This is a genomic window from Photobacterium iliopiscarium (assembly GCF_003026395.1).
Taxonomy (GTDB): domain Bacteria; phylum Pseudomonadota; class Gammaproteobacteria; order Enterobacterales; family Vibrionaceae; genus Photobacterium; species Photobacterium iliopiscarium.
On the sequence record NZ_PYOO01000009.1, the window covers coordinates 76,947 to 98,853 of the forward strand.

The 21,907-nt window shown below is 40.5% G+C and carries 22 protein-coding genes; 7 read left to right on the top strand and 15 right to left on the bottom strand.

What is annotated here, in order from left to right; genetic code table 11:
* Positions 1–14: 14 nt before the first annotated feature.
* The 4 genes from C9J51_RS13580 to lpxM form a co-directional block, all read right to left on the bottom strand.
* A complete protein-coding gene (locus C9J51_RS13580; RefSeq protein ID WP_045039716.1) occupies positions 15–1,097 on the bottom strand; it encodes a glycosyltransferase family 4 protein in 1,083 nt (360 codons plus the stop codon).
* Positions 1,098–1,099: 2 nt separating this feature from the next.
* Positions 1,100–1,849 (bottom strand): glycosyltransferase family 25 protein, encoded by a 750-nt coding sequence (locus tag C9J51_RS13585; RefSeq protein WP_045039717.1) that lies wholly within the window; start codon positions 1,847–1,849, stop codon positions 1,100–1,102.
* The gene (locus C9J51_RS13590; RefSeq protein WP_170073317.1) at positions 1,842–2,645 is read right to left on the bottom strand and encodes an O-antigen ligase family protein; all 804 of its coding nucleotides are present in this window, start codon (positions 2,643–2,645) and stop codon (positions 1,842–1,844) included. The genes C9J51_RS13585 and C9J51_RS13590 overlap by 8 nt, the downstream gene beginning before the upstream one ends.
* Before the next feature lie 397 nt (positions 2,646–3,042).
* Positions 3,043–3,990, bottom strand: coding sequence for a lauroyl-Kdo(2)-lipid IV(A) myristoyltransferase (lpxM, locus tag C9J51_RS13595; protein WP_045039718.1), 948 nt, complete (start codon positions 3,988–3,990; stop codon positions 3,043–3,045).
* 224 nt (positions 3,991–4,214) lie between these two features.
* Between lpxM and C9J51_RS13600 the strand changes: the two genes are divergently transcribed.
* Positions 4,215–4,862, top strand: coding sequence for a TetR/AcrR family transcriptional regulator (locus tag C9J51_RS13600; protein ID WP_045035994.1), 648 nt, complete (start codon positions 4,215–4,217; stop codon positions 4,860–4,862).
* A gap of 56 nt (positions 4,863–4,918) precedes the next feature.
* Here the strand turns inward: C9J51_RS13600 and envC are convergent, their stop codons facing one another.
* Positions 4,919–6,211, bottom strand: a complete 1,293-nt coding sequence (gene envC / locus C9J51_RS13605; RefSeq protein WP_045039719.1) for a murein hydrolase activator EnvC — start codon at positions 6,209–6,211, stop codon at positions 4,919–4,921.
* Positions 6,212–6,218: 7 nt separating this feature from the next.
* Complete coding sequence (gene gpmM / locus C9J51_RS13610) at positions 6,219–7,760, bottom strand: 2,3-bisphosphoglycerate-independent phosphoglycerate mutase (RefSeq protein ID WP_045039720.1); 1,542 nt, start codon at positions 7,758–7,760, stop codon at positions 6,219–6,221.
* Between the two features lie 373 nt (positions 7,761–8,133).
* On the opposite strand from gpmM, the gene C9J51_RS13615 reads away from it, so the two are divergent.
* The 4 genes from C9J51_RS13615 to cysE all read left to right on the top strand — a co-directional run bounded on the left by C9J51_RS13615 (position 8,134) and on the right by cysE (position 11,219).
* Positions 8,134–8,571 carry a rhodanese-like domain-containing protein gene (locus C9J51_RS13615; RefSeq protein WP_045035921.1) on the top strand — a complete coding sequence of 146 codons (438 nt, stop codon included), beginning with the start codon at positions 8,134–8,136 and terminating at the stop codon, positions 8,569–8,571.
* A gap of 131 nt (positions 8,572–8,702) precedes the next feature.
* A complete protein-coding gene (gene secB / locus C9J51_RS13620) occupies positions 8,703–9,173 on the top strand; it encodes a protein-export chaperone SecB (RefSeq protein ID WP_045035922.1) in 471 nt (156 codons plus the stop codon).
* A 21-nt stretch (positions 9,174–9,194) separates the two neighbouring features.
* On the top strand, positions 9,195–10,205 hold the full coding sequence (gene gpsA / locus C9J51_RS13625; RefSeq protein WP_045035923.1) for an NAD(P)H-dependent glycerol-3-phosphate dehydrogenase: 1,011 nt from the start codon (positions 9,195–9,197) through the stop codon (positions 10,203–10,205).
* Between the two features lie 198 nt (positions 10,206–10,403).
* Complete coding sequence (gene cysE / locus C9J51_RS13630; RefSeq protein WP_045035924.1) at positions 10,404–11,219, top strand: serine O-acetyltransferase; 816 nt, start codon at positions 10,404–10,406, stop codon at positions 11,217–11,219.
* Positions 11,220–11,319: 100 nt separating this feature from the next.
* Here the strand turns inward: cysE and C9J51_RS13635 are convergent, their stop codons facing one another.
* The 3 genes from C9J51_RS13635 to C9J51_RS13645 all read right to left on the bottom strand — a co-directional run bounded on the left by C9J51_RS13635 (position 11,320) and on the right by C9J51_RS13645 (position 13,947).
* The gene (locus C9J51_RS13635) at positions 11,320–11,784 is read right to left on the bottom strand and encodes a tRNA (cytidine(34)-2'-O)-methyltransferase (protein ID WP_045035925.1); all 465 of its coding nucleotides are present in this window, start codon (positions 11,782–11,784) and stop codon (positions 11,320–11,322) included.
* Positions 11,785–11,881: 97 nt separating this feature from the next.
* Complete coding sequence (gene cpxA, locus C9J51_RS13640; RefSeq protein WP_045039721.1) at positions 11,882–13,255, bottom strand: envelope stress sensor histidine kinase CpxA; 1,374 nt, start codon at positions 13,253–13,255, stop codon at positions 11,882–11,884.
* Entirely contained in the window at positions 13,255–13,947 is a 693-nt protein-coding gene (locus C9J51_RS13645; protein ID WP_045039722.1) for a response regulator, read from the bottom strand. The genes cpxA and C9J51_RS13645 overlap by 1 nt, the downstream gene beginning before the upstream one ends.
* Positions 13,948–14,147: 200 nt before the next feature.
* Here C9J51_RS13645 and C9J51_RS13650 point away from each other — a divergent pair, with 200 nt between their 5' ends.
* Both C9J51_RS13650 and pfkA read left to right on the top strand, forming a co-directional pair.
* Complete coding sequence (locus C9J51_RS13650; protein WP_045039752.1) at positions 14,148–14,630, top strand: Spy/CpxP family protein refolding chaperone; 483 nt, start codon at positions 14,148–14,150, stop codon at positions 14,628–14,630.
* Between the two features lie 508 nt (positions 14,631–15,138).
* Entirely contained in the window at positions 15,139–16,101 is a 963-nt protein-coding gene (pfkA, locus tag C9J51_RS13655) for a 6-phosphofructokinase (RefSeq protein WP_045035928.1), read from the top strand.
* A gap of 147 nt (positions 16,102–16,248) precedes the next feature.
* Here the strand turns inward: pfkA and tpiA are convergent, their stop codons facing one another.
* From tpiA to glpK, 6 genes are all read right to left on the bottom strand, one after another.
* Positions 16,249–17,019: a triose-phosphate isomerase gene (gene tpiA, locus C9J51_RS13660; RefSeq protein ID WP_045035929.1), complete on the bottom strand. Its 771-nt coding sequence runs from the start codon at positions 17,017–17,019 to the stop codon at positions 16,249–16,251.
* A gap of 220 nt (positions 17,020–17,239) precedes the next feature.
* Complete coding sequence (locus C9J51_RS13665) at positions 17,240–17,536, bottom strand: DUF3135 domain-containing protein (protein ID WP_045035930.1); 297 nt, start codon at positions 17,534–17,536, stop codon at positions 17,240–17,242.
* Positions 17,537–17,630: 94 nt separating this feature from the next.
* Positions 17,631–18,374 carry a ferredoxin--NADP reductase gene (locus C9J51_RS13670; protein WP_045035931.1) on the bottom strand — a complete coding sequence of 248 codons (744 nt, stop codon included), beginning with the start codon at positions 18,372–18,374 and terminating at the stop codon, positions 17,631–17,633.
* Between the two features lie 13 nt (positions 18,375–18,387).
* Positions 18,388–19,005 (bottom strand): helix-turn-helix transcriptional regulator, encoded by a 618-nt coding sequence (locus C9J51_RS13675; protein ID WP_045039723.1) that lies wholly within the window; start codon positions 19,003–19,005, stop codon positions 18,388–18,390.
* Positions 19,006–19,166: 161 nt separating this feature from the next.
* Positions 19,167–20,174, bottom strand: coding sequence for a class II fructose-bisphosphatase (gene glpX, locus C9J51_RS13680; RefSeq protein WP_045039724.1), 1,008 nt, complete (start codon positions 20,172–20,174; stop codon positions 19,167–19,169).
* Between the two features lie 207 nt (positions 20,175–20,381).
* On the bottom strand, positions 20,382–21,905 hold the full coding sequence (glpK, locus tag C9J51_RS13685) for a glycerol kinase GlpK (protein ID WP_107237213.1): 1,524 nt from the start codon (positions 21,903–21,905) through the stop codon (positions 20,382–20,384).
* Between the last annotated feature and the right edge of the window lie 2 nt (positions 21,906–21,907).

Genomic DNA, 21,907 nt, shown 5'->3' on the forward strand with positions numbered 1-21,907 from the left:
TAATTGCGCCTTTATTATTTTTGTTGAAGGATACGGTTAAAATAATCTATATGGTTACGTACCGTTTCTGTGGCATTAAATTCACGATCTAACTTTTCTTTTGCCGCAATACTAAACTGTTGGATTTTATTTTTATCATTAATCAGTTTATTCATTGCTTCTGCAAACGCTGCCGCATTATTGACGGGGACCACATAACCGGTTTTACCATTATCAACCAGTTCTGGAGAGCCACCAGTAGTTGTAACGACAGATGTGGTACCATTTGCCATTGCTTCTATGATAGTGCGCGGTAAACCTTCACCACTGATTGACGGTTGTACTTGGAAATCCGCCATTGCCATAATTGACGGTACATCTTGACGATGCCCGATAACATGAATTTGTGCCGCTATTGGGCTTTGTTTTATTTCATCAAGATGCGGTTCAAAACCACTGCCGATAAGTAATAGGTGAAAATTAGGGTTATTAATATGGTGGGTTGCTTCAATAAGAACTGATATACCTTTGCTGGGCCTAACATGAGCGGCGCATACAGCAATAATATCGTTGTCATTAAGATTAAAACTGGCACGGGTGGTTGGATCAACGTTATACCATGCTAATTGATGGCCTTTATAAATAGTTACCACATTCGCTGGATCACAAAGAACATGCTGGCGCACATCATCACGGACGGCATTTGAAACACAAATAACACCTTGGACTTTGGGATGAAGATGAGTGAGGTAAGCGGTAGGATCATGGCGATATAATCCCCCCGTTGTTCCACGGTACGTGATCATCTTCGCTTGAGTACCGATACAAGCAAAAGCGGCATTAGGAATTGTTTTTGAATTAAAACCATAGCAAATATCATAGTCACCAGTTTTTAGTTCGTGGTGTAAGGTACGTATGGTTTTAGGACAGATTTTTTTGGTTGGATAACAATCAATGACTTTAATTCCATGATCTTGAAAGCGAGCGACATAGTCAGCGTCACCTTGAGTTGCAACGGTTACTTGATGTCCTTGCTTCACCATTTGAATAAACATTTCCGCTTCAGGGCGAACGCTGTTCCATGCATGGTTATATGAGCTAGCAACTAGAATTTTCATTGTTATCTCTTGAATGTCATTTTAAGGATGAACTTGATGTTGTAATATTCGCGACGTACCAATTCTTTAAGATTGAAAATTTCTCGTTTTATTTTACAACGTAAGTTTCGAGGTGCTCTTTTTCCATAACCAATATCTGAATCAAAAATGGGGTCGTTAGTTAGGCAAGCAGGCACAGTGCCGTAGCATTCTAACTGATTTATCCAGAATCGATCCATGTAAATATCGACGGCCATGTACCATTTATTTGAATGATCTAATAGTTTTTTTGCGCCGGAAGGGGTGAGTAAATATCCCGTAGCACTCATATGACCTTTGCTGAATTTATAAATATTCGTATGCGGTAAGATCATTTGTTTTAGTTTGAAAAAATGCGGCCTTTTATTATCAAACAGGCGAACGCACTCATATTTTTTTGTTAATAATGCAATGTTACTAATAATATCCATAAACGGCTTTGGATAAATAAGGGCATCGTCTTCTAGAATAATAATCGGTTGATTTAATTCAATACATTTTTGCCACAATAGGTAATGGCTAGCATAACAACCCAGTTGCCCCTTACTGAGGGATTTACCACGATAAGCTTGGCTTAATTGATCATCATACATAGCGAATAATGGGTGATTGTTTTTATGGCCATTAACCGCATCAAAAAATGTATAGCTTAGATTCAACTTATCTAATTGTTTGCTGATATTTTCTTTTCTATGTATTGATGATGGAATATTAATAATAAAAATATTAGTCATGGTCTACATGCTCATTGTTTGAGGTTGTTGTAAAACACCCAAGCCAAAAAATATACATAAAAATAGTTTGTCCGTGATTAAACGGAACATCAGTTAAAGACGCGACAGCAAATAGTGACACTAAAGTTATAGTTATATAGCGTTGTAATAGCGACGCATTTTTTAATAAACGTAATGGTAGGATAAAAAGACAAAGCAGTAGTATTAAGCCAATAATCCCTTTTTTAACCATATAATCGACATATTGATTATGAAAATGAGGGGGTTGGTAAGTATATAACACTTGAGATATACGGCCTTGATGAAAGAGTCTATCTAATACCTGTATATACTGATCACCTTGGCCTAGTAGTTCGTGATGTTCAATTATCATCGGGGCTGATTGCCACATTTGTAACCGTAATCCAATTGAAGTATTCAAATTACCCGATTTAATATCATTATATTCTTGTTGTGTCTGTGATAATCGCTGAGATATTAGAGGCTTACTTATGACTGAAACTCCAATAATTACAACAAAAGCGAGCATTATACTGCGCCAAGTGATTTTTATTTTTTTTGTAGTCATAAAAATAATGAACATAACGGCGAGCGTAACAATATAACCGAGCCAAACACCTCGACTTTCAGTAATGATCAGTCCATAACTACTGAGTATAAAGGCTAAGAAGGTAACCGCTTTTTCTTTATAGTTGGTTAATGTTAGGCTGAGACTTAATGCGATCACGCTAATACCAGCAATTAATGTGCCGTAAGGTATTGCATTTATAGGCCAAGCATCACGACTCCAATGCATATGAATCATACAATAATAAGCGAAGCAAAAACTGATTAAGGCGCTAATAACAGTTAGCCAAATGATGAGTTTTTGGGTTAATAGTGACGACGGGAAAATAGCCACTAATAGGGTTGCAGCTATAAACGATCTTATTTCACGCGAACTTAAACCGTGATAATAATATGAAAACAAAAAGTAACCACATATTATAAGTAGTAACCATAGTAATTTATTAGTTGATAAGTTACGTTTTAGAGTTGTTAGTCCATAAACAACGAGTGTTGTTATTAAGGATATAATTACCATGGCGACCATAGTTTTATCGCCATTACGTAATATTAGCATTCCCGTGGATAACCAAATAAATGGCAATAATATTAATCCATTAATTAAATATTTTTTAAACATGTCATCCTCAATTATAAGGCTTTTCATTATTATTTGGGCGAGTCTTTAATAAACGTAGAATCCACATATATTGTTCTGGACGTTGGCTAACATACTGTTCAATACATTGGTTCATCATTCGTGCATCTTGTTCTTCAGTTTCAGCAGGAAAGGGCAGAGCAGGATAAAAATCCAATTCATACATACCCGTTTCACTGTTGTACATTGCAAATAACGGCACAATTTTAGCGCGGCTTAGTTTGGATAGTCGACCTAATCCGGCCATTGTTGCTTTAGTCGTACCGAAAAAATCCACGAATACGCTATGCTCAGGGCCTAAATCTTCATCGGGTAGGTAATAACCTAAATAGCCTTCACGGACTGATTTAATAAACGGTTTAATACCACCACTGCGTTCATAAACACGGCCGCCGTATTGCACGCGCTGGCGATGCATTAGCCAATCTGAAACTGGGTTTTTTTGTTTTTTTGCCATCGCAGAAACGGGCAATCCGCGCGATGCTAACAATACCGCTGGAATATCAATTGCCCACGTATGTGGAACTAACAAAATAACACTTTGTTGTTGCTCCGTAAGGCTTGTGAGATTGTCCATGCCGCGAATAACCGTATGCTGCTCAAGCCATGCTTTATTACGCACTGAGAGTGATGCGAAACCAGAGAGGAAGCTGCCGGCTGTGATAAGGTTTTGCAATAAAATGTGTTCGCGCTCGGCATCTGATTTTTCAGGGAAACACATTTTAAGGTTAACGCGCGCGCGATGATTGGCGCCACTTTTAAGTTTAATCGCTTGTTTAGCAAAAACAGTCGCGAGTGAGCGGCGTGCTTTATGGGGCAGTAAGCTCAACAGTGAAGCAATGATCACCGCGAACCATGTTCCCCAATAACGAGGATGCACAAAAGACCACTCAAATTGAGGGTTATAGGCTTGCTTGTCGTAATGGTTTGTCGTCATATAAATTACGTCTATCTCACGAAGTTATAGTGTTTGCGGTTGTGGTGCCACAGTGTATTTAATTATTTATTCTGAATATCAATATTAAGTCAGCATTAATTCGATAACGATTAATGATTATTTATCGGTTAGATAAAGGCATGCTTTTTATTGCCTTACTAAGCGGAAAAACTTTAAATTATGATAACATTATATTCAGTGAAAGGGCGAAGGATGATAATAAAATGAAAACCCGCGATCGAATTATTCATGCAGCATTAGCATTGTTTAATGAACATGGTGAACCTAACGTGACCACTAATCATATAGCGGCTGATTTAGGGATCAGTCCTGGTAATTTGTATTATCATTTTCGCAATAAAGATCAAATTATTGATTGTATTTTTGATCAGTATGCTATTGATTTAAAAGTTAGTTTTGAGCCGGTTGATGTAGCCGAGGCAATCGAGGAAAGTTTATTACGTTATTTAGATGCGGTATTTTTATTGATGTGGCGTTACCGTTTTTTCTATGCCAATTTACCTGATATTTTACGTCGAGATGCTGTTCTTCAAGATAAATATTTGGCGGTGCAGACTCAACTTCAAGTTAATATTAGCCAAATTATGATTAATTTTCGTGATGCAGGTTTGCTGACTCTTGCTGATGTTGACCTTAAAGTTTTGGCTGATACGTTAAAATTGGTTGCGTCATCTTGGATCAGTTACCAAACGACGCAAGTCCCTGGCGCTAAAATAACTCAAACCGTGATTTATCATGGTGTGCAGCAGATGTTAAATATTGTACGACCGTTAGCGACTGAGCTTGGTCAGCAACGAGTTGCGACATTACAACACCATTATTTAGAACAAGAACAAAAGATCACTAATTAGTGTGTTGTTATAAAAGGTTGGTCTTATGACCAACCTTTTTAGTTTTAGATCTTAATCTAACGTTTTAACCATGGCTTTGGATCAACTGGGGTGCCTTTGCGGCGGATTTGTAAATACAATCCAGGCTGTTCTTGGCCACCACTATCACCGACTAAGGCTATTGGTTCGCCCGCTTGAACGGTATCACCAATTTTCTTAAGTAGCGTTTGGTTATAACCATAGAAACTCATATCACCTTTACCGTGATCAATCGCGATCATCAGACCATAACCGCGTAACCAATCGGCAAAAACAACTTTACCGGAATATATGGCTTTGACTTGGCTACCAATAGGTTTGCTGATTACCATTCCTTTCCAATGCAGTTCACGTTGTAATGGTGCACCATAATTGTGAAGAATAGGTCCGCGAAGTGGCCACAGAAGCTTCCCTTTGTGTCCTGCAAGCCCATCCATTGGTACTTGCATTTTTGCGTAGCGTGCTTTTAGTTGTTTTGCTTGTGCTTCTGCAATCGCTTTGGCTTTGGCTTCTTTGGCAGCAGCAATACGTGCTTGAGCTTCGGCTTCAGCTTTTGCGCGCGCTGCGGCTTCAGCTTTTGCTCGAGCAATGGCTTCTGCTTTTGCTTTGGCGATTGCCTTGAGCATGTTTTGCTCATCTGCACGCAAATCAGCTAATGCTTCAGTGCTGGTGTGGATTTGTGATTTTATTTTATTGAGCGTTAATTGACGTGATTGTTGTTGACCATCAAGTTGTTTTTTTTGCTGATTGAGTTCAGTTAGCGCTTGTTGTTGTTCTGCTTTTTGTTCAGCAAGGGTATGAATTTTAAGCTGTAATTCTGTTTTGGTTGCATCTAATGCATCAATAGCTGTTGCGCGTGCTTTACTGACATATTCGGCATAAGTTGTCATACGATCTAATTTAGCCGAATTTTCGCCACTGAGAAGATTAGCGATATCACTGTTATTACCTTGGCGATATTGCGCATTTATTAAAGTTTTCAGTACGCTAAGTTGTTGATGTTGTTGCTGCTGAAGATGGTGTTGTTGTTGTTCTAACTTGGCAATTGATTGGGTTATTGTTGTCAATTGGTCATTAGTTTGGTGGATTTTATTGGCAGTTTGAGCGATATCCAGTTCGTGTTGTTTAAGTTGTTTTTGTAAGGCAGCATAGTTTTGCTGTTTACTGTCGAGCTGATTTTTTTGGCGTGATATTTCCTGTTTTACGCCATCAAGCTGTTTTTGACTGGATGCTGCACATGGAACTGCAAATACCACGCATAGAAAAACGCCAGTGCATAAAGCACTGGCGCGGATTTTTAGGTTGAGGTGTCTATTAATAATATCCCGCATGGGATAATTATTTCAGATTGTATAGCACCTGACCAGACATCTCTGCAGGGATTTCGATATCTGTTAGCGATAGCATAGTTGGTGCTAGATCAGATAGCTTACCGTTTGGCTTAAGATCGAGGTCTTTATTACCGACATAAATTAATGGCACGGGTAAATTAGTATGTGCAGTATGGATGCCACCCGTTTCAGGGTTAACCATCATTTCAGCGTTACCATGGTCGGCTGTAATTAATAATTGGCCATCCATTTCTTTAATCGCAGCTACAACTTGACCAATACAGCTATCAAGTGCTTCACACGCTTTAACCGCAGCATCGTAAACGCCAGTGTGACCAACCATGTCACCGTTAGGGTAGTTACAGATGATAACGTCAAATTCACCGCTCTTAATTGCAGCGACTAATTTTGCAGTTAGCTCAGGTGAGCTCATTTCTGGTTGAAGATCGTAAGTCGCTACTTTTGGTGATGCAACGAGTGAGCGAGATTCACCTTCAAACTCGTCTTCTTTACCGCCGTTAAAGAAGAAGGTCACGTGTGCGTATTTTTCTGTTTCAGAAATACGTAGCTGTTTTTTACCTTTCTTCGATAGCCACTCACCTAGTGTGTTCTCTAGGCTTGCTGGTGCGAAAGCGGTGGTTAACTCAATGTTTGCCGCATATTGGGTTAGCATTACGAAGTCAGCTAGTTGTGGGAACTGTGCACGCTCAAAACCAGTAAAGCTAGGCTCAAATGTACGAGTGATTTCACGCGCACGGTCAGCACGGTAGTTCATGAAGATAACGCTATCGCCATCCGCAATGAATGCTGTTTCTTGGTCTGCAGTGCGTAGTTCTGTTGCTTTAACGAACTCATCATTCTCGCCACGCTCATAAGCGGCAGCTAGACCTTCAGTTGCGTTAGCAAAGGTAAATTCACCTTTAGCAGCAGTTAGTAAGTTGTAAGCAACTTCAACGCGATCCCAGTTGTTATCACGATCCATTGCGTAGTAACGACCTACAAGAGAAGCGGTACGGCCTTTACCTAGTTTTGCAAATAGGGCATCGAAACGCTCTAGTGAGTGCTGCGCGCTACGTGGTGGTGTATCACGACCATCAAGGAATGCATGTAGATAAATTTTCTCAGCGCCACGGTTAGCGGCCATTTCAATTGCTGCTGCAATGTGGTCTTCATGACTGTGTACGCCACCTGGAGAAACAAGACCTAGAATATGAACCGCTTTACCTGTATTTACTGCTTTATCAATCGCATTAACAAGTGCTTCATTTTCAAAGAATTCACCATCGCCAATGGCTTTAGTGATACGAGTAAGATCTTGATATACCACACGGCCAGCACCAATATTGGTATGACCCACTTCAGAGTTACCCATTTGGCCTTCAGGTAGACCCACTTCTAGGCCTGACGCTGCGATAAGCGTATTAGGATTGTTCGCCATTAACGCATCCATTACGGGTGTGTTAGCGTTTGCAATTGCGTTATCTGAGTTATCTTCGCGGTAGCCCCAGCCATCTAAAATTACAAGTGCAAGTGGTTTCTTCGCAGACATATACTGTCCCTCTTCGAATTAAATAAAATACATCAATTACCTTAATAGGCTTTGTGTTCTAAATACCTTTTAAGGTAATTGATATAGTAATTATCACGATTTTACTACAAAAGCACATCAAAGCAGTAGGGTTAGATGCAACTAAATCATCGCTTGTCTGTTTGTGCTCTCCGTCGAATATAGGCATTTATTCATTAAAGTGTAAGCTCTGGATCACAGTTTTTTTCTATTTCATTGATAGGTCATCGCTCAATAAGCTTTTATACTCAAGGTCGCTGTCACAAGATCAGCAACCTAGGTATACTCACACTCATTTTTTCAGACCGTAATATCATGGTTTGCAATCGCGCATCATGACAATAGAGTAAATTAAATGCATCAATATATTGAATTTTTAACCAGTAACCCTGTTTTATCATTAGCTTGGATTGGTATTGTTATCGCGCTAATTAGCATGATGGTAAAAGAGAAAAATGCCAAATATACAACAATTGGTATTAATGAAGCGACGGCATTAGTGAATAACGAAGAGGGTGTATTCCTCGATATTCGTAATCGTGATGAGTTTCGTAAAGGTCATATTGTAGGCTCAGTTCACATTTTACCAAGCCAAATTCAACGTCAGAACACCCCAGAGCTTGAAAAACACAAAGCTGCCCCAATTATTGTTGTATGTAAGACAGGTCAAGTATCACAAGAGACTGCAAACCAGTTAAGTAAAGATGGTTTTACTAACGTTAACGTTTTAAAAGACGGTCTTATTGCTTGGAATGAAGCTAACTTACCGCTTGTTGCAAGTAAGAAAAAATAATTTTATTCGATGTGATTTTGCAATTTATTTAAGTGCAAGATGACGATCTAAATTGATGCAGCCTGTGGAACACACAGTTGCAAGTATAATTAATAGCTCGTGGTAACGAGTATTTATAAAGGACTCCAAAAATGGCTGAAGCAGCAAATACCGAAGCGCAACAAAACTTCCAAATTCAACGCGTATTCCTAAAAGATGTGTCTTTTGAAGCGCCAAACTCACCTGACGTATTCCAAAAAGAATGGAATCCTGATGTGAAATTGGATCTTGATACTCAAAGCCGTGAATTAGCTGAAGGTGTATATGAAGTGGTACTTCGTTTAACTGTAACGGTTAAAAATGAAGAAGAAAATGCATTCCTATGTGAAGTTCAACAAGGTGGTATTTTCACTGTTGCTGGAATGGAAGCACCACAACTTGCTCATTGCCTTGGCGCATTCTGCCCTAACATTTTGTTCCCATATGCACGTGAAACAATCTCTAGCTTAGTGGTTAAAGGTACGTTCCCACAATTGAACCTAGCACCAGTAAACTTTGATGCTTTATTCATGAACTACCTAGAAAACCAAGCTGAAGCAAATACTGAAAGTTCAGAAGCTTAATTTGTAAAAGTGACCAATATAATGAACGTTAATAATACGATTTCGATGGCAGTGTTAGGCGCTGGATCTTACGGGACAGCATTAGCAATTGCATTAGCCAGAAATGGTGCCAATGTCATTTTGTGGGGCCATGAGCCACACCATATGGCGCAATTGGAAATCGATCGTGCCAATGAAGCGTTTCTTCCTGGAGTGAGCTTTCCTGATTCGTTAATACTAACCTCAGATTTGCAAGCCGCTATTCAGGGTAGTCGTGATGTGTTAGTCGTTGTACCGAGCCATGTTTTTGGTGGAGTGCTAGCGCAAATCAAACCTTTCTTGCGTCCAGATTCTCGTATCTGCTGGGCAACGAAAGGTTTAGAGCCTGACACTGGACGTTTACTTAAAGATGTGGCGGTTGAGGTGTTGGGAGAACAAATTCCATTAGCTGTATTATCTGGACCAACTTTTGCGAAAGAGTTAGCCGAGGGAATGCCAACTGCGATTGCTGTTTCTTCTCCTGATGCTGAGTTTGTAGCGGATCTACAACAAAAAATTCATTGTGATAAAACATTTCGTGTTTATAGCAACAGTGATTTTATTGGAATGCAACTGGGCGGCGCAGTTAAAAATGTGATCGCTATCGGGGCTGGAATGTCGGACGGTATAGGCTTTGGTGCTAATGCTCGTACGGCGTTAATTACCCGCGGTTTAGCTGAAATGTGTCGTCTGGGCGCTGCACTTGGTGCGCAACCTGAAACCTTTATGGGGATGGCAGGTTTAGGTGATCTTGTTTTAACATGCACTGATAATCAGTCTCGTAATCGTCGCTTTGGTTTAGCGCTCGGTAATGGTTGCAGTGTTGAACAAGCTCAACAGGATATTGGTCAAATAGTAGAAGGTTATCGTAATACCAAAGAAGTGTGGTTATTAGCACAACGCCATCAGGTCGAAATGCCGATTACTGAACAAATTTATCAAGTGCTTTATCTTGGTAAAGATGCTCGAGAAGCAGCAAAAGATTTACTCGCACGAGAGAAAAAGTACGAATAAAGTTGCTTGTTAAGGGTGATAACTGGTATCTATAAAATAACGCGAGCTTAGGCTCGCGTTATTTTTTATAACTGTACTAAAATACAATAACGTTCAGTGTTCTGATTGTGTAACGTTACCCTACTAATATAAGCCATTAATGAATAATTAATGATGGTATTGGTTTGATTAACATAAATAAGTGGAGCCGAGGGACTCGTGAAGGAATGTCAGCAATATCAATTATGGCTAGAGATTGAGCAAGAAGCTCGACAACAAGCCGAACAAGAACCTATGCTTGCTAGCTTTTATCATGCAACGATTATTAAGCATGAGAATTTAGCGTCAGCATTGAGTTATATTTTAGCCAATAAATTAGCCACGCCATCGATGCCTGCAATGGCTGTTCGTGAAGTAATAGAGGAAGCGTTCGTTAGCGATAGTAATATTGTTGAAGCAGCCGCTTGTGATATTCGTGCTGTTGTAGAACGCGATCCCGCAATTAATGCTTACTCTATTCCATTACTTTACCTCAAAGGTTGTCATGCTTTGCAGGGGTATAGGGTTGCTAATTGGCTGTGGAAACAAAACCGTAAAGCACTGGCTGTGTACTTACAGAATCAAATATCAGTGGCGTGTCAGGTTGATGTTCATCCTGCTGCGCAGATTGGCTGCGGCATCATGTTTGACCATGCGACAGGGATCGTGATTGGTGAAACGACTGTGATTGAAGATGAAGTATCTATTTTACAAGATGTGACGTTAGGTGGTACCGGTAAAGAAAGCGGTGATCGCCATCCTAAAATCCGCGAAGGCGTGATGATAGGCGCTGGAGCAAAAGTGCTGGGTAACATTGAAGTCGGCGCGGGTGCAAAAATAGGTGCTTGTTCGGTAGTATTAGAACCCGTACCACCGCACACGACGGTTGCCGGCGTGCCCGCAATTATTGTTGGACGACCTAAAACGGCGAAGCCCGCAACTGAGATGGATCAACAGTTTAATGGCAGTGATGACGTGTTTAATCATATTGACTAAGTGACAGTGATTAATTTATAAGTCATTAATATTATGTATAAAAAAGGCGATCGAATGTTCGCCTTTTTATTTTTAGGTTCAGATTGTTAAGGCGTAAATTTTAGATTGAGCCATTAAAATCTAATTGACGCCATGCTTCAAATGCAATAATTGCGACAGCATTAGAGAGATTTAAACTGCGGCTATCGGGCTGCATTGGAATACGTAGGCGCTGTTCTAATGGTAGGCTGGCAATAAATTCAGCGGGTAAACCGCGCGTTTCTGGGCCAAATAACAATACATCACCTTCACTAAATTTCGCATTAACATGGTAGTTAGTCGTTTTAGTGGTACATGCAAAAATACGACGATCTGCCATTGCTTCAAGAAAAGCCTCAAAGTTTTTATAGCGATAAACATGCGTTAGGTCGTGGTAATCTAAACCGGCACGACGTAATTTCTTTTCTTCTAAATCAAACCCTAGTGGCTCAATTAAATGTAAGTTGGCACCACAGTTAGCACTAAGGCGAATAATATTGCCAGTGTTGGGGGCGATTTCAGGTTCATATAACGCAATATCAAACATAGTTATTCAGCTTTATCTGGTGCAAAAAGAGGCCTTATTGTGACAAGCGTAACGGCAACAAGCAATCATCTTTAATCGGTAAGGTTAAGCTTGATGTTTAGCGGGCTAACGGTAGTGTCATACTGATCCGTAAACCGCCGAGTGGACTTGAAGTCGCTTTGATATCACCACGGTGTTGCCGTAGTGCACTTTCTGTTATTGCGAGTCCTAACCCCGTGCCACCGCTACTGCGATCGCGTGCGGTTGAAACACGATAAAACGGTCTGAAAATATCATCAAGTTCATCATTGGGTACGCCTTTGCCATTATCATCAATGGTGATCAGTAATTGCTGCTGTTGCTGGGTAAACTTAATTTCAATAATATTATTACCGTATTTAATCGCATTGCGAATCACGTTCTCTAAGGCGCTAATTAATAAATTGGGATTGCCTTTTAACGGCCAAGCTTGGAGCTGATTATAGGTTAATGTTTTATGGTGCTGCTCTGCTTCAAAACGGGCATCTTCTAGCATTTCATACCATAAACTATGACTGTCTATTATCTGTTGTTGTTGATGACTATTGACCTGCATTCGAGATAATTCTAATAGTTCGCTGATCATTTTTTCAAGTCGTTCAGCTTCGGTATCAATGCGAGATAATTCGCTGCTTTGACCTTGTTTACGTTGTGCTAATGCCGTTGCCATACGCAATCGTGTTAACGGTGAGCGTAATTCATGCGAGATATCAGATAACAATCGTTGTTGACCGCTAATAATATTATTTAACGCATCAACCATTTGATTGAAACTGGCACCTGCTTGTTTAAATTCCTGAGGCCCTTGTTCTAAAGTCGGATCCGCTTCAAATTCCCCACGAGCAACCCGCTCTGCTGCTTGTTGTAACCGCCGCGCCGGGCGAGTAACAGCCCATGCCAGCCATAACAAAAATGGCGTACTGACCAACATCGTAAATAATAATAATTTAAAGGGTTTATCCATTATTTGAACGAAAAATGGGGGAGAACCGCGCCATACTTGACCACGATACATATACAGTGATTGTTGTTCTGTGGTGATGATAAACGGGCCTGCCATTAGCCAGCGTCCATAAAGTCGTTGTTGGGGAGTCTTGGGGTTATCAGCAATAGTAATAAAATTACGTAGTGCCTTGGTGTGTTTTTGTGGGGCAATTATATCGCCATCAATCGTTGTGAAATAGAGCTGACTATTATGATTATCTCGACGATGAGTGAGGTTTTTTACTCGTGATATGAGGCTGATGTCACCTGATGATGCTGGCGTATTTAAACGGTGATTAATTTTTTCTGCTTGTGATTGGAATCGCTGAAGCTGATGATTTGGAATGGTTTGTACTGAGCGTGGATCATATTGAAACATGAGCACTAATGTTACGACTACCACTAATAACGTCGTCCAAAAAATAGCGAAAATACGCCCATAAAGGTGAGTAAACCCAGGTATTTGCATTATATGGCCTCAATTAATAGATAACCTTTACCACGTAAGGTTTTTATTAATGGTTTGCCATCGCTACGTACGGGCAGCTTTTTACGTAAATTTGAAACGTGCATATCTATTGCGCGATCAAATTGAGCAAAACGTTTTCCAAGCACTTCAAGACTTAACTCTTCTTTTGCAATAATCTTACCGGGGTGTTGAACAAAATAGCTTAGCAGTGCGAACTCAGTACCGGTCATTTCAATCGGCTGTTTATTACATAGTACTTCTTGTCGGCCAGGATAAAGCGTCAGATCTTGATATATAAGGCATTCACTATGATTGGTTTTAGTCTCGGTATTGGGTTGGGTACGTCTTAATACCGCCCGCATACGCGCCAGTAATTCTCGATCACTAAAGGGTTTAGGTAAATAATCATCAGCACCGAGTTCAAGTCCGAGTACGCGATCGATTTCATCACCTTTAGCGGTTAGCATCATTACTGGAGTGGTGTGTTTTTCGCGTAAACGGCGTAACATTTCAGTGCCATTCATTTTTGGCATCATCACATCAAGTAATATCAAATCAATACTACTATCGATCTTTGCTAAGCCTTCAATGCCATTATTTGCTTCTTCGACATCAAATCCTTCTAGTTCAAGAATATCTTTGAGGAGAGCAGTCAGTTCTATATCGTCATCAACTAAGAGAATTTTGGGCATAATAGTGTCCTCAAATACAAAGGCGGTTACGGAATAAAGAAAGCTTAGTATCGCTAATCTTTGTCACTACGCCAAGTTAAGCTGTCTTAGCTTTACGCTAGTTTACGTTTGCTAGACAGCATTTTACTTTCCAACGGTTATGATAATGACTAAGCCATATGATATGGCAACTCATTGATGATAGTGCTGGAGAAACAACGATGAAAATATTTAATAAAACACTTGTTATCGCAATGGCATTGCCATTAGTGCTGGGTTCTATGTCTGCATTTGCGGGCCAAGATCATCAAGATCACCAAGGCCGTATGATGAAAGGTCATCATGGTGGAAAAATTTTTAGTCAGTTAGATCTTACCGCAGCCCAACAACAAGAAATGAAAACGTTACGCCAAGCGAATCGCAGCGAGCATAAAGCACAGCGAGTAGAAAATCATAAAGTGATGTTGGTGGAGCGTCAGCAATTAGATAAATTGGTATTAGCAGATAACTTTGATGAATCAGCGGTGCGTGTGATTGCTGAAAAAATGTCGCAGCAACAGGTTGAACGTCGTGTTGCAATGCTAGAACAGCGCCATAAGATGTTAAATATTCTGACGCCAGCGCAAAAGCAAAAATTTGTTGAACTTAAGCAACAACGAGCTGAAAAACATGTAATGCGATTAGACACTAAAAATAATCACTAAATATGTTTATATAAGCGTTCTGCGTTATTTATTAGCCATAGTCTTTACTATGGCTTTTTTTGTTTTTGATATTAAGTTTATTTTTCAGTGGTTTTTTTAAGATCTTTACTCTGAAATGGCATCAGAATAAAGCAGTGATTGTATTTTTATGGTAGGTTTCGTTATTAATTTTTATCATAAAACAGCTATACTGCGTGATATTAGTGATTGTCTATATTTATGCAGACATTAACGTTACCACTTATTATTCGTCGTGATAGGTTTATTCAAAAAACTATTAAAATAATAATGATGACGGATGAGTAAGTATCGGTGACAGGGAAGTAATGTGCTAGCGTGATATGAATCAACAAAATATTCCATTTAAATTGTAATACTTCTACATAAGTAGGAAAATTTCAGTTTTCACGAACACAGTATGATAATTATCGATTGTGATATCGAGTGGGGGAACCTCGGTATATCGTGTTGGATTTGATTTTTCAATTCCCAAAGTCAGAGGGTAACCATGATTAAGAAGATTGGTGTTTTGACCAGTGGTGGTGACGCACCTGGTATGAATGCAGCGGTTCGCGGCGTAGTTCGTGCAGCGTTGACAGAAGATCTAGAAGTTTACGGTATTTTTGATGGCTACCATGGCCTATATAATAACTGTATTAAAAAACTTGATCGTCAAAGTGTATCCGATGTTATAAACAAAGGCGGTACATTTTTAGGTTCAGCACGTTTTCCTGAGTTCCGTGAAGTGGAAATTCGAGAGAAAGCGATTGAGAACCTAAAATTGCACGGTATTGATGCATTGGTTGTTATCGGTGGCGACGGCTCATATATGGGTGCGAAGAAGCTAACTGAAATGGGTTACCCTTGTATTGGTATCCCAGGTACGATTGATAATGATGTTGCCGGTACTGATTACACTATCGGTTACATGACAGCAATGAATACTGTAATCGATGCGATTGACCGTTTACGTGATACTTCATCTTCTCATCAGCGTATTTCAATTGTTGAAGTAATGGGTCGCCATTGTGGTGATCTAACACTAATGTCTGCGATTGCAGGTGGTTGTGAGTACATCATTACCCCTGAAACGGGTCTTGATAAAGATCAACTGATTGCGCATATCAATCGAGGTATCGCGAAAGGTAAGAAACACGCGATTATCGCTATTACTGAATTAATGACTGATGTTAACGCATTGGCTAAATTCATTGAAGCTGAAACAGGTCGTGAGACTCGCGCAACAGTATTAGGCCATATTCAACGTGGTGGTCAACCTGATGCATTTGACCGTGTATTAGCATCTCGTATGGGTGCTTATGCGGTTGAGCTTTTACAACAAGGTGAAGGCGGTCGTTGTATTGGTATCCAGTGTGAAAAACTGGTTCACCACGATATTATCGATGCGATTGAAAATATGCGTCGTCCAGTACGTAACGATTTATATGAATTGGCTGAAAAGCTGTTTTAAAATTACGTTATAAAAATACTGAAATCATTAAGGTCGATATTTATATCGGCCTTTTTTTATCGATTAATATTTTGATGCCACACTTTATTGGTGGCAATAAAAAGGCCACCCGTAGGTGACCTTGATTTAATCAATCATGAGGAAAGATTATTTTTTTGCTTCAGCTGCTGCTTTAGCGATAGCTGCAAAGCTTTTCGCGTCAAGTGCTGCGCCGCCAACTAGAGCACCATCGATGTCTGGTTGTGCGAAGTATGCTGCTGCGTTTTCAGGTTTAACAGAACCGCCGTATTGGATAACAACGTTCTTAGCAACTGCTTCTGATTTCTCAGCAATGTGAGCACGGATTTGAGCGTGAATGCGTTGTGCATCTTCAGCTGTAGCCGCTTTACCAGTACCGATAGCCCAGATTGGTTCGTAAGCGATGATAGCGCCTTCAAGAGCTTCAACGCCTTGAGTGTTGATAACAGCGTCAAGTTGACGTGCACAAACAGCCATAGTTTCGCCAGCTTCGTTTTGTGCATCAGTTTCGCCGATACAAAGAACAGGTGTTAAACCATTTTCTTTTAGGAATGCGAATTTCTCAGCAACAAATGCATCTGACTCGTGATGGTATTCACGACGCTCAGAGTGACCGATGATGATATGAGTAGCACCAAATTCTTTAAGCATAGCTGGAGACATGTCGCCAGTGAATGCACCGCTGTTGTGTAGGTCAGAGTTTTGAGCACCTAGGATGATCGCGCTGCCTGCATCTGTAAGCGTACGCTCAGCAAGGTCAATGTAAAGTGCTGGTGGAGCAACTGCAACGTCTACGCCAGTAACGCCTTCAAGTTCAGCGTTAAGACCGTTAAGTAGATTAGCAACCATTTCTTTGCTGCCGTTTAGTTTCCAGTTACCCATAACTACAGGATAGCGCATAGTTTTTCTCCAAATTAAAATAATGTAATTATTAACTGCGTAAAAATATACCAGTCACAACTGAATTTTTACTGTTCAAAATCATTAATGTGTTTGGTTGTACCCTTTTCAAGACAAAAAGTGAACTACAAATAGAGAATTATTTCAATATATGCAGTTTTTTGTCGTTTTTTTTTAATATTTAGGCGAAATTTTTGGTTTTGGGTGCGTTCTTATTTTCTTATTTTAAATGCAGTATTTTTGCTGGGTGTTGTGTTGATTGTGATTGAAGTATTTGATTGAATCGTTGTAACTGACGTTGGAGTTCTTGTTGTAATAGAATATTGGTGTGAAGTGGATTTTTACCGTGATTAATCAGTCGATCAATATGGCTTTGTTGCGCCAGTAATCGCGGTTGCATACAAGGGTTGGCTTGGGCAATGGTTTGTGCAATTAATTGTTGGCGTAATAATGCAAATTGCTGAGGATGAGTGGTGGCGAGTTGTACCAGTTGGTCGAAATCAGGCAGTGATAGCATCCGCTATTCCTTTCTTTAATTACTATTTATAATGATAGTAGATAGATAGAGATAGCGGCGTGAGTGTTTATATTATCTTGGATACCGTTTTTGATTACCAATAATGCTCCATGGTAATTTGCCCCGGTTGACGACGCAGATTTTTAGTTAAACCTTTCGCTTCAAGTACCGCTTTAGTATCACGTACCATTTGTGGATTACCACATAGCATTACTTGGCTATTTTCAGGGGTTAGGTATAAGCCCACATGCCGTTCTAATAAACCATCAGCAATAGCTTGTGGTATTCGACCTGTTAAACATAACGGGGCTGGCTCTCTACTCACAAACGGCTGCACGATAAGTTGATCGCCATACTGTTGTTTTAGAATGCTTATTTCTGCTTGGTAACTGAGATCGGCGGCGTAACGTACCGCATGAATAAGAATGATTTTGCGGTATTTATGCCAGACTTCTTTTTGCCCTAAAATCGATAAATAAGGTCCAATCGCTGTACCCGTCGCAAATAGCCATAAATGCTGACCATTGGCAACGTCATCAAGGGTAAAGAAACCATTAGCCCTGGCCGAGATTTGAACAGTATCGCCCGCTTGCAAAGCATGCAATCGTGGTGATAACAAACCATCAGCGACGCGTGTGGCATAAATTTCAATATCAGAATCTTGAGGCGGGTTTACAAACGAGTAGGCACGTTGGATCAAATTATCGCCGATCATTATTCCAAGTTTGGTGAATTGTCCCGCTTTAAACGGTTCAATATTCGCTCGTAGCGATAAACTGAATAAATCTTGGTTCCAGTGACGGTTAGCAATAACTTGTGCAGGGATCCAATCAGCCATAGTGGCCTCCTCGTTATTTGGATGTTATTCGATAAGCACAGCGCCTTTGGCCTGTAATAATATGTTCTTGACGTTGGATGAGGGTATTCTCGCCTAACAAATGTTGAAAAATAGTCAGTTCAGAATGACAAAGTGATGGACAACGGGTTGCGGCAAGACAAATAGGGCAATGATTTTCAATTAATAAAAAGCCATGATCATCATTAATGAGCTCTGCCATATAGCCATCACGCTGGCGTAATTCGGTTAGCGTCATTAGTTTGCTTTTTAAATCAGGACAATCAGCAATGGCGGCTTGATAATGCGTTAAGGTTTGTTGTTCTCGTTGAGCAATAATGGCTTGTAGCCCTTGTTGACCAAATAAATCACTCACAGCATCTAGGGTTTGTATTGCAAGCTCAGCATGGTGATCACTAAAGTGTTGATGACCTTGAGATGTGAGTTGCCAGTGACGTGTTGGACGGCCGACTTTAACTTTTACGTCATAAGCATCGACTAAGCCTTGTTCTTCCATTGCTTGTAAATGTTGGCGAATTCCCATGGTGGTTAACTGAAATTTATCAGCTAATACTTTGGCGGTAACGGGGCCTTCATATTTGATGTGATAAAGGATTTTTTCAATAGTTTTCATAATCAGTCATCATTGTTACTCTTATTACATTATGGGATCAGCTTATTAAATAAAGCAATGTCTTTACAATATAATAATGCGTTAAAAGTAGGACTTCTTAGGTTTAAGAATGGAATAAAAAAATGCACCGTAGTGCATTTTTTATTGAAAAGAGTTAAGCGTTATAGTGTGTGTCGCTTGACCGCTTCATCTTGACGATTTAAGTCGTAGCTTGATTGTATACGACGCATCGTGCCGCATTTACCGCTAATTAATAGGGTTTCAGTGGTCGCAAAATCCCCTTGGCGTTGAATACCTTCAACTAAATCGCCTTTAGTGATCCCTGTACCTGCAAAGATCACATCATCGCTACGTGCCATATCTTCAAGACGTAGCAATTTGTTTGGTTCAATGCCCATTTCAGCACAGCGACGAATTTCCATTTCACCTAAACGACGGTTTTCTTCAGTATCGCCTTTTACTTGGTGACGAGGCAGTAAACGGCCTTGCATGTCGCCACCTAATGCGCGAATAGCAGCAGCAGAAACTACACCTTCAGGTGCGCCACCAATGCAATACATTACATCGACATCACTTTCAGGCATGCAAGTAAGAATAGACGCTGCAACATCACCATCTGGGAACGCAAATACACGTACACCCATCGCATGCATTTCTTTGATTAATTCATCGTGGCGAGGCTTAGCAAGAATAGTAACAACCAGCTCAGTGAGTGGTTTATTCAGTGCTGTCGCAATAGCAGCAAAGTTGTCGGCTAAGGGTTTATCAAGATCGATAACCCCTTTAGCTTGTGGGCCAACAACCAATTTTTCCATGTACATATCTGGTGCTTTTAGGAGACTACCTTTTTCACCTGCGGCAAGAACAGCAAGGGCATTATTTTGTCCCATTGCTGTCATGCGTGTACCTTCGATAGGATCAACGGCAATATCAACGGCACAACCACCACAACCAACATGTTCACCAATATAAAGCATTGGTGCTTCGTCGATTTCACCTTCACCAATAACAATCTCACCGTTGATATTAGTGTGGTTAAGCAGGGTACGCATAACTTCCACTGCGGCATTGTCTGCTGCAATTTTATCGCCACGGCCTAACCATTTATGGCCAGCAAGGGCTGCGCCTTCGGTAACACGAGCAAATGCTATTGCTAAATCGCCTTTCATGATAACTCCAGATATAGAAATCGGTAGGTTAAAGGGTTTAAAAATTCAGCGTAAATTCTAGCATAATTGGCTTGTCAACACGGTGGGAAATTAGATTGCCAACGCCGTAGGTTGATGATCTAACGCAACAGAATTAGCATTATGTGGTAAAGGCGAAATAAAAAAGGCCTGCTATTACGAGCAGGCCTTAAGTGTTATTAAATATGATTACTCGTCGTCATCTTCTTCATCAAATGCCCAACCTTTGGCACATTCAACTGCACGTTGCCAACCACGGTAGCGACGATTACGTTTTTTATCGTCTTCGCATGGTGTAAAGCTACGATCTAATTGTGATTTGTGTTTAAGCTCATCAATGCTATCCCAAAAACCAATGGCTAAACCTGCTAAATAAGCCGCGCCAAGAGCAGTGACTTCGGTAACTTTAGGACGATGCACTTCTGTTGCTAAAATATCTGCTTGGAATTGCATTAAGAAGTTATTGGCAACCGCGCCACCATCGACACGTAATATATCAAGCTTGATACCTGAATCGGCTTGCATCGCATCAAGTACATCACGAGTTTGGTAAGCAACACTCTCAAGGGTGGCACGAATAATATGATTAGAATTCACGCCGCGAGTTAAGCCAACAATCGCACCTCGCGCATACGGGTCCCAATAAGGCGCACCTAATCCTGTAAAGGCTGGAACAACATAAACCCCATTAGCACTGCCGACTTTTTCAGCAAAGTATTCTGAATCGTTAGCATCACTAAGTAGTTTTACTTCATCACGCAACCATTGAACAGAAGCTCCCCCCATAAAAACAGCACCTTCAAGGGCGTAAGCAACGTCACCTTTTGGACCACAAGCAAGGGTTGTTAGCAGACCATTATGCGAGGTGACTTTTTCTTTGCCAGTATTCATTAACAAGAAACAGCCCGTACCATAGGTGTTTTTAGCCTGTCCTGCGGAGACACACATTTGACCAAATAACGCCGCTTGTTGATCGCCTGCAATACCTGCGATAGGAATACGGGTACCGCCTTTACCACCAATGTTGGTTTGACCGTAGACTTCAGATGACGCTTTCACTTCTGGCATCATCGATAGCGGAATATTCAATACGGACAGTAATTTCTCATCCCATTGCAAAGTGTTGATATTAAACAGCATGGTGCGAGAGGCGTTAGTATAATCAGTAACAAAAACACGCCCTTGGGTCATTTTCCAAATTAGCCAAGTATCAACAGTACCAAATAATAATTCACCCGCTTCAGCTTGCTCTCGTGCGCCTTCAACGTTATCTAGAATCCATTTAACTTTGGTGCCAGAGAAGTAAGGGTCAACCACTAGGCCTGTTGCTTCTCGAATATAATCCGTTAGACCTTGTTGTTTTAGCTCTTCACATATATCAGCCGTGCGACGACATTGCCATACGATAGCGTTATAAACAGGCTTACCGGTTTTTTTATTCCAAACAATGGTGGTTTCACGCTGGTTAGTAATACCAATCGCTGCCACTTGATCGCTACGAATGCCTGCTTTGGCTAATGCTTCAACCATGGTTGAACTTTGAGTTGCATAAATTTCAAGAGGATCATGCTCAACCCAACCCGCTTTAGGGTAGATTTGAGTGAATTCGCGTTGTGACGAGCAAACGATATTAGCGTTGTGATCGAGTACCACTGCGCGGGAGCTGGTTGTTCCTTGATCTAGCGCCACAATATATTTTCGTTCAGTAGTCATGA

Bases quoted from the DNA above. Each gene is read 5' to 3' on its own strand.
- C9J51_RS13580 (WP_045039716.1), bottom strand. From the start codon at position 1,097: ATGAAAATTCTAGTTGCTAGCTCATATAACCATGCATGGAACAGCGTT.
- C9J51_RS13585 (WP_045039717.1), bottom strand. From the start codon at position 1,849: ATGACTAATATTTTTATTATTAATATTCCATCATCAATACATAGAAAA.
- C9J51_RS13590 (WP_170073317.1), bottom strand. From the start codon at position 2,645: ATGCATTGGAGTCGTGATGCTTGGCCTATAAATGCAATACCTTACGGC.
- lpxM (WP_045039718.1), bottom strand. From the start codon at position 3,990: ATGACGACAAACCATTACGACAAGCAAGCCTATAACCCTCAATTTGAG.
- C9J51_RS13600 (WP_045035994.1), top strand. From the start codon at position 4,215: ATGAAAACCCGCGATCGAATTATTCATGCAGCATTAGCATTGTTTAAT.
- envC (WP_045039719.1), bottom strand. From the start codon at position 6,211: ATGCGGGATATTATTAATAGACACCTCAACCTAAAAATCCGCGCCAGT.
- gpmM (WP_045039720.1), bottom strand. From the start codon at position 7,760: ATGTCTGCGAAGAAACCACTTGCACTTGTAATTTTAGATGGCTGGGGC.
- C9J51_RS13615 (WP_045035921.1), top strand. From the start codon at position 8,134: ATGCATCAATATATTGAATTTTTAACCAGTAACCCTGTTTTATCATTA.
- secB (WP_045035922.1), top strand. From the start codon at position 8,703: ATGGCTGAAGCAGCAAATACCGAAGCGCAACAAAACTTCCAAATTCAA.
- gpsA (WP_045035923.1), top strand. From the start codon at position 9,195: ATGAACGTTAATAATACGATTTCGATGGCAGTGTTAGGCGCTGGATCT.
- C9J51_RS13635 (WP_045035925.1), bottom strand. From the start codon at position 11,784: ATGTTTGATATTGCGTTATATGAACCTGAAATCGCCCCCAACACTGGC.
- cpxA (WP_045039721.1), bottom strand. From the start codon at position 13,255: ATGCAAATACCTGGGTTTACTCACCTTTATGGGCGTATTTTCGCTATT.
- C9J51_RS13645 (WP_045039722.1), bottom strand. From the start codon at position 13,947: ATGCCCAAAATTCTCTTAGTTGATGACGATATAGAACTGACTGCTCTC.
- C9J51_RS13650 (WP_045039752.1), top strand. From the start codon at position 14,148: ATGAAAATATTTAATAAAACACTTGTTATCGCAATGGCATTGCCATTA.
- pfkA (WP_045035928.1), top strand. From the start codon at position 15,139: ATGATTAAGAAGATTGGTGTTTTGACCAGTGGTGGTGACGCACCTGGT.
- tpiA (WP_045035929.1), bottom strand. From the start codon at position 17,019: ATGCGCTATCCTGTAGTTATGGGTAACTGGAAACTAAACGGCAGCAAA.
- C9J51_RS13665 (WP_045035930.1), bottom strand. From the start codon at position 17,536: ATGCTATCACTGCCTGATTTCGACCAACTGGTACAACTCGCCACCACT.
- C9J51_RS13670 (WP_045035931.1), bottom strand. From the start codon at position 18,374: ATGGCTGATTGGATCCCTGCACAAGTTATTGCTAACCGTCACTGGAAC.
- C9J51_RS13675 (WP_045039723.1), bottom strand. From the start codon at position 19,005: ATGAAAACTATTGAAAAAATCCTTTATCACATCAAATATGAAGGCCCC.
- glpX (WP_045039724.1), bottom strand. From the start codon at position 20,174: ATGAAAGGCGATTTAGCAATAGCATTTGCTCGTGTTACCGAAGGCGCA.
- glpK (WP_107237213.1), bottom strand. From the start codon at position 21,905: ATGACTACTGAACGAAAATATATTGTGGCGCTAGATCAAGGAACAACC.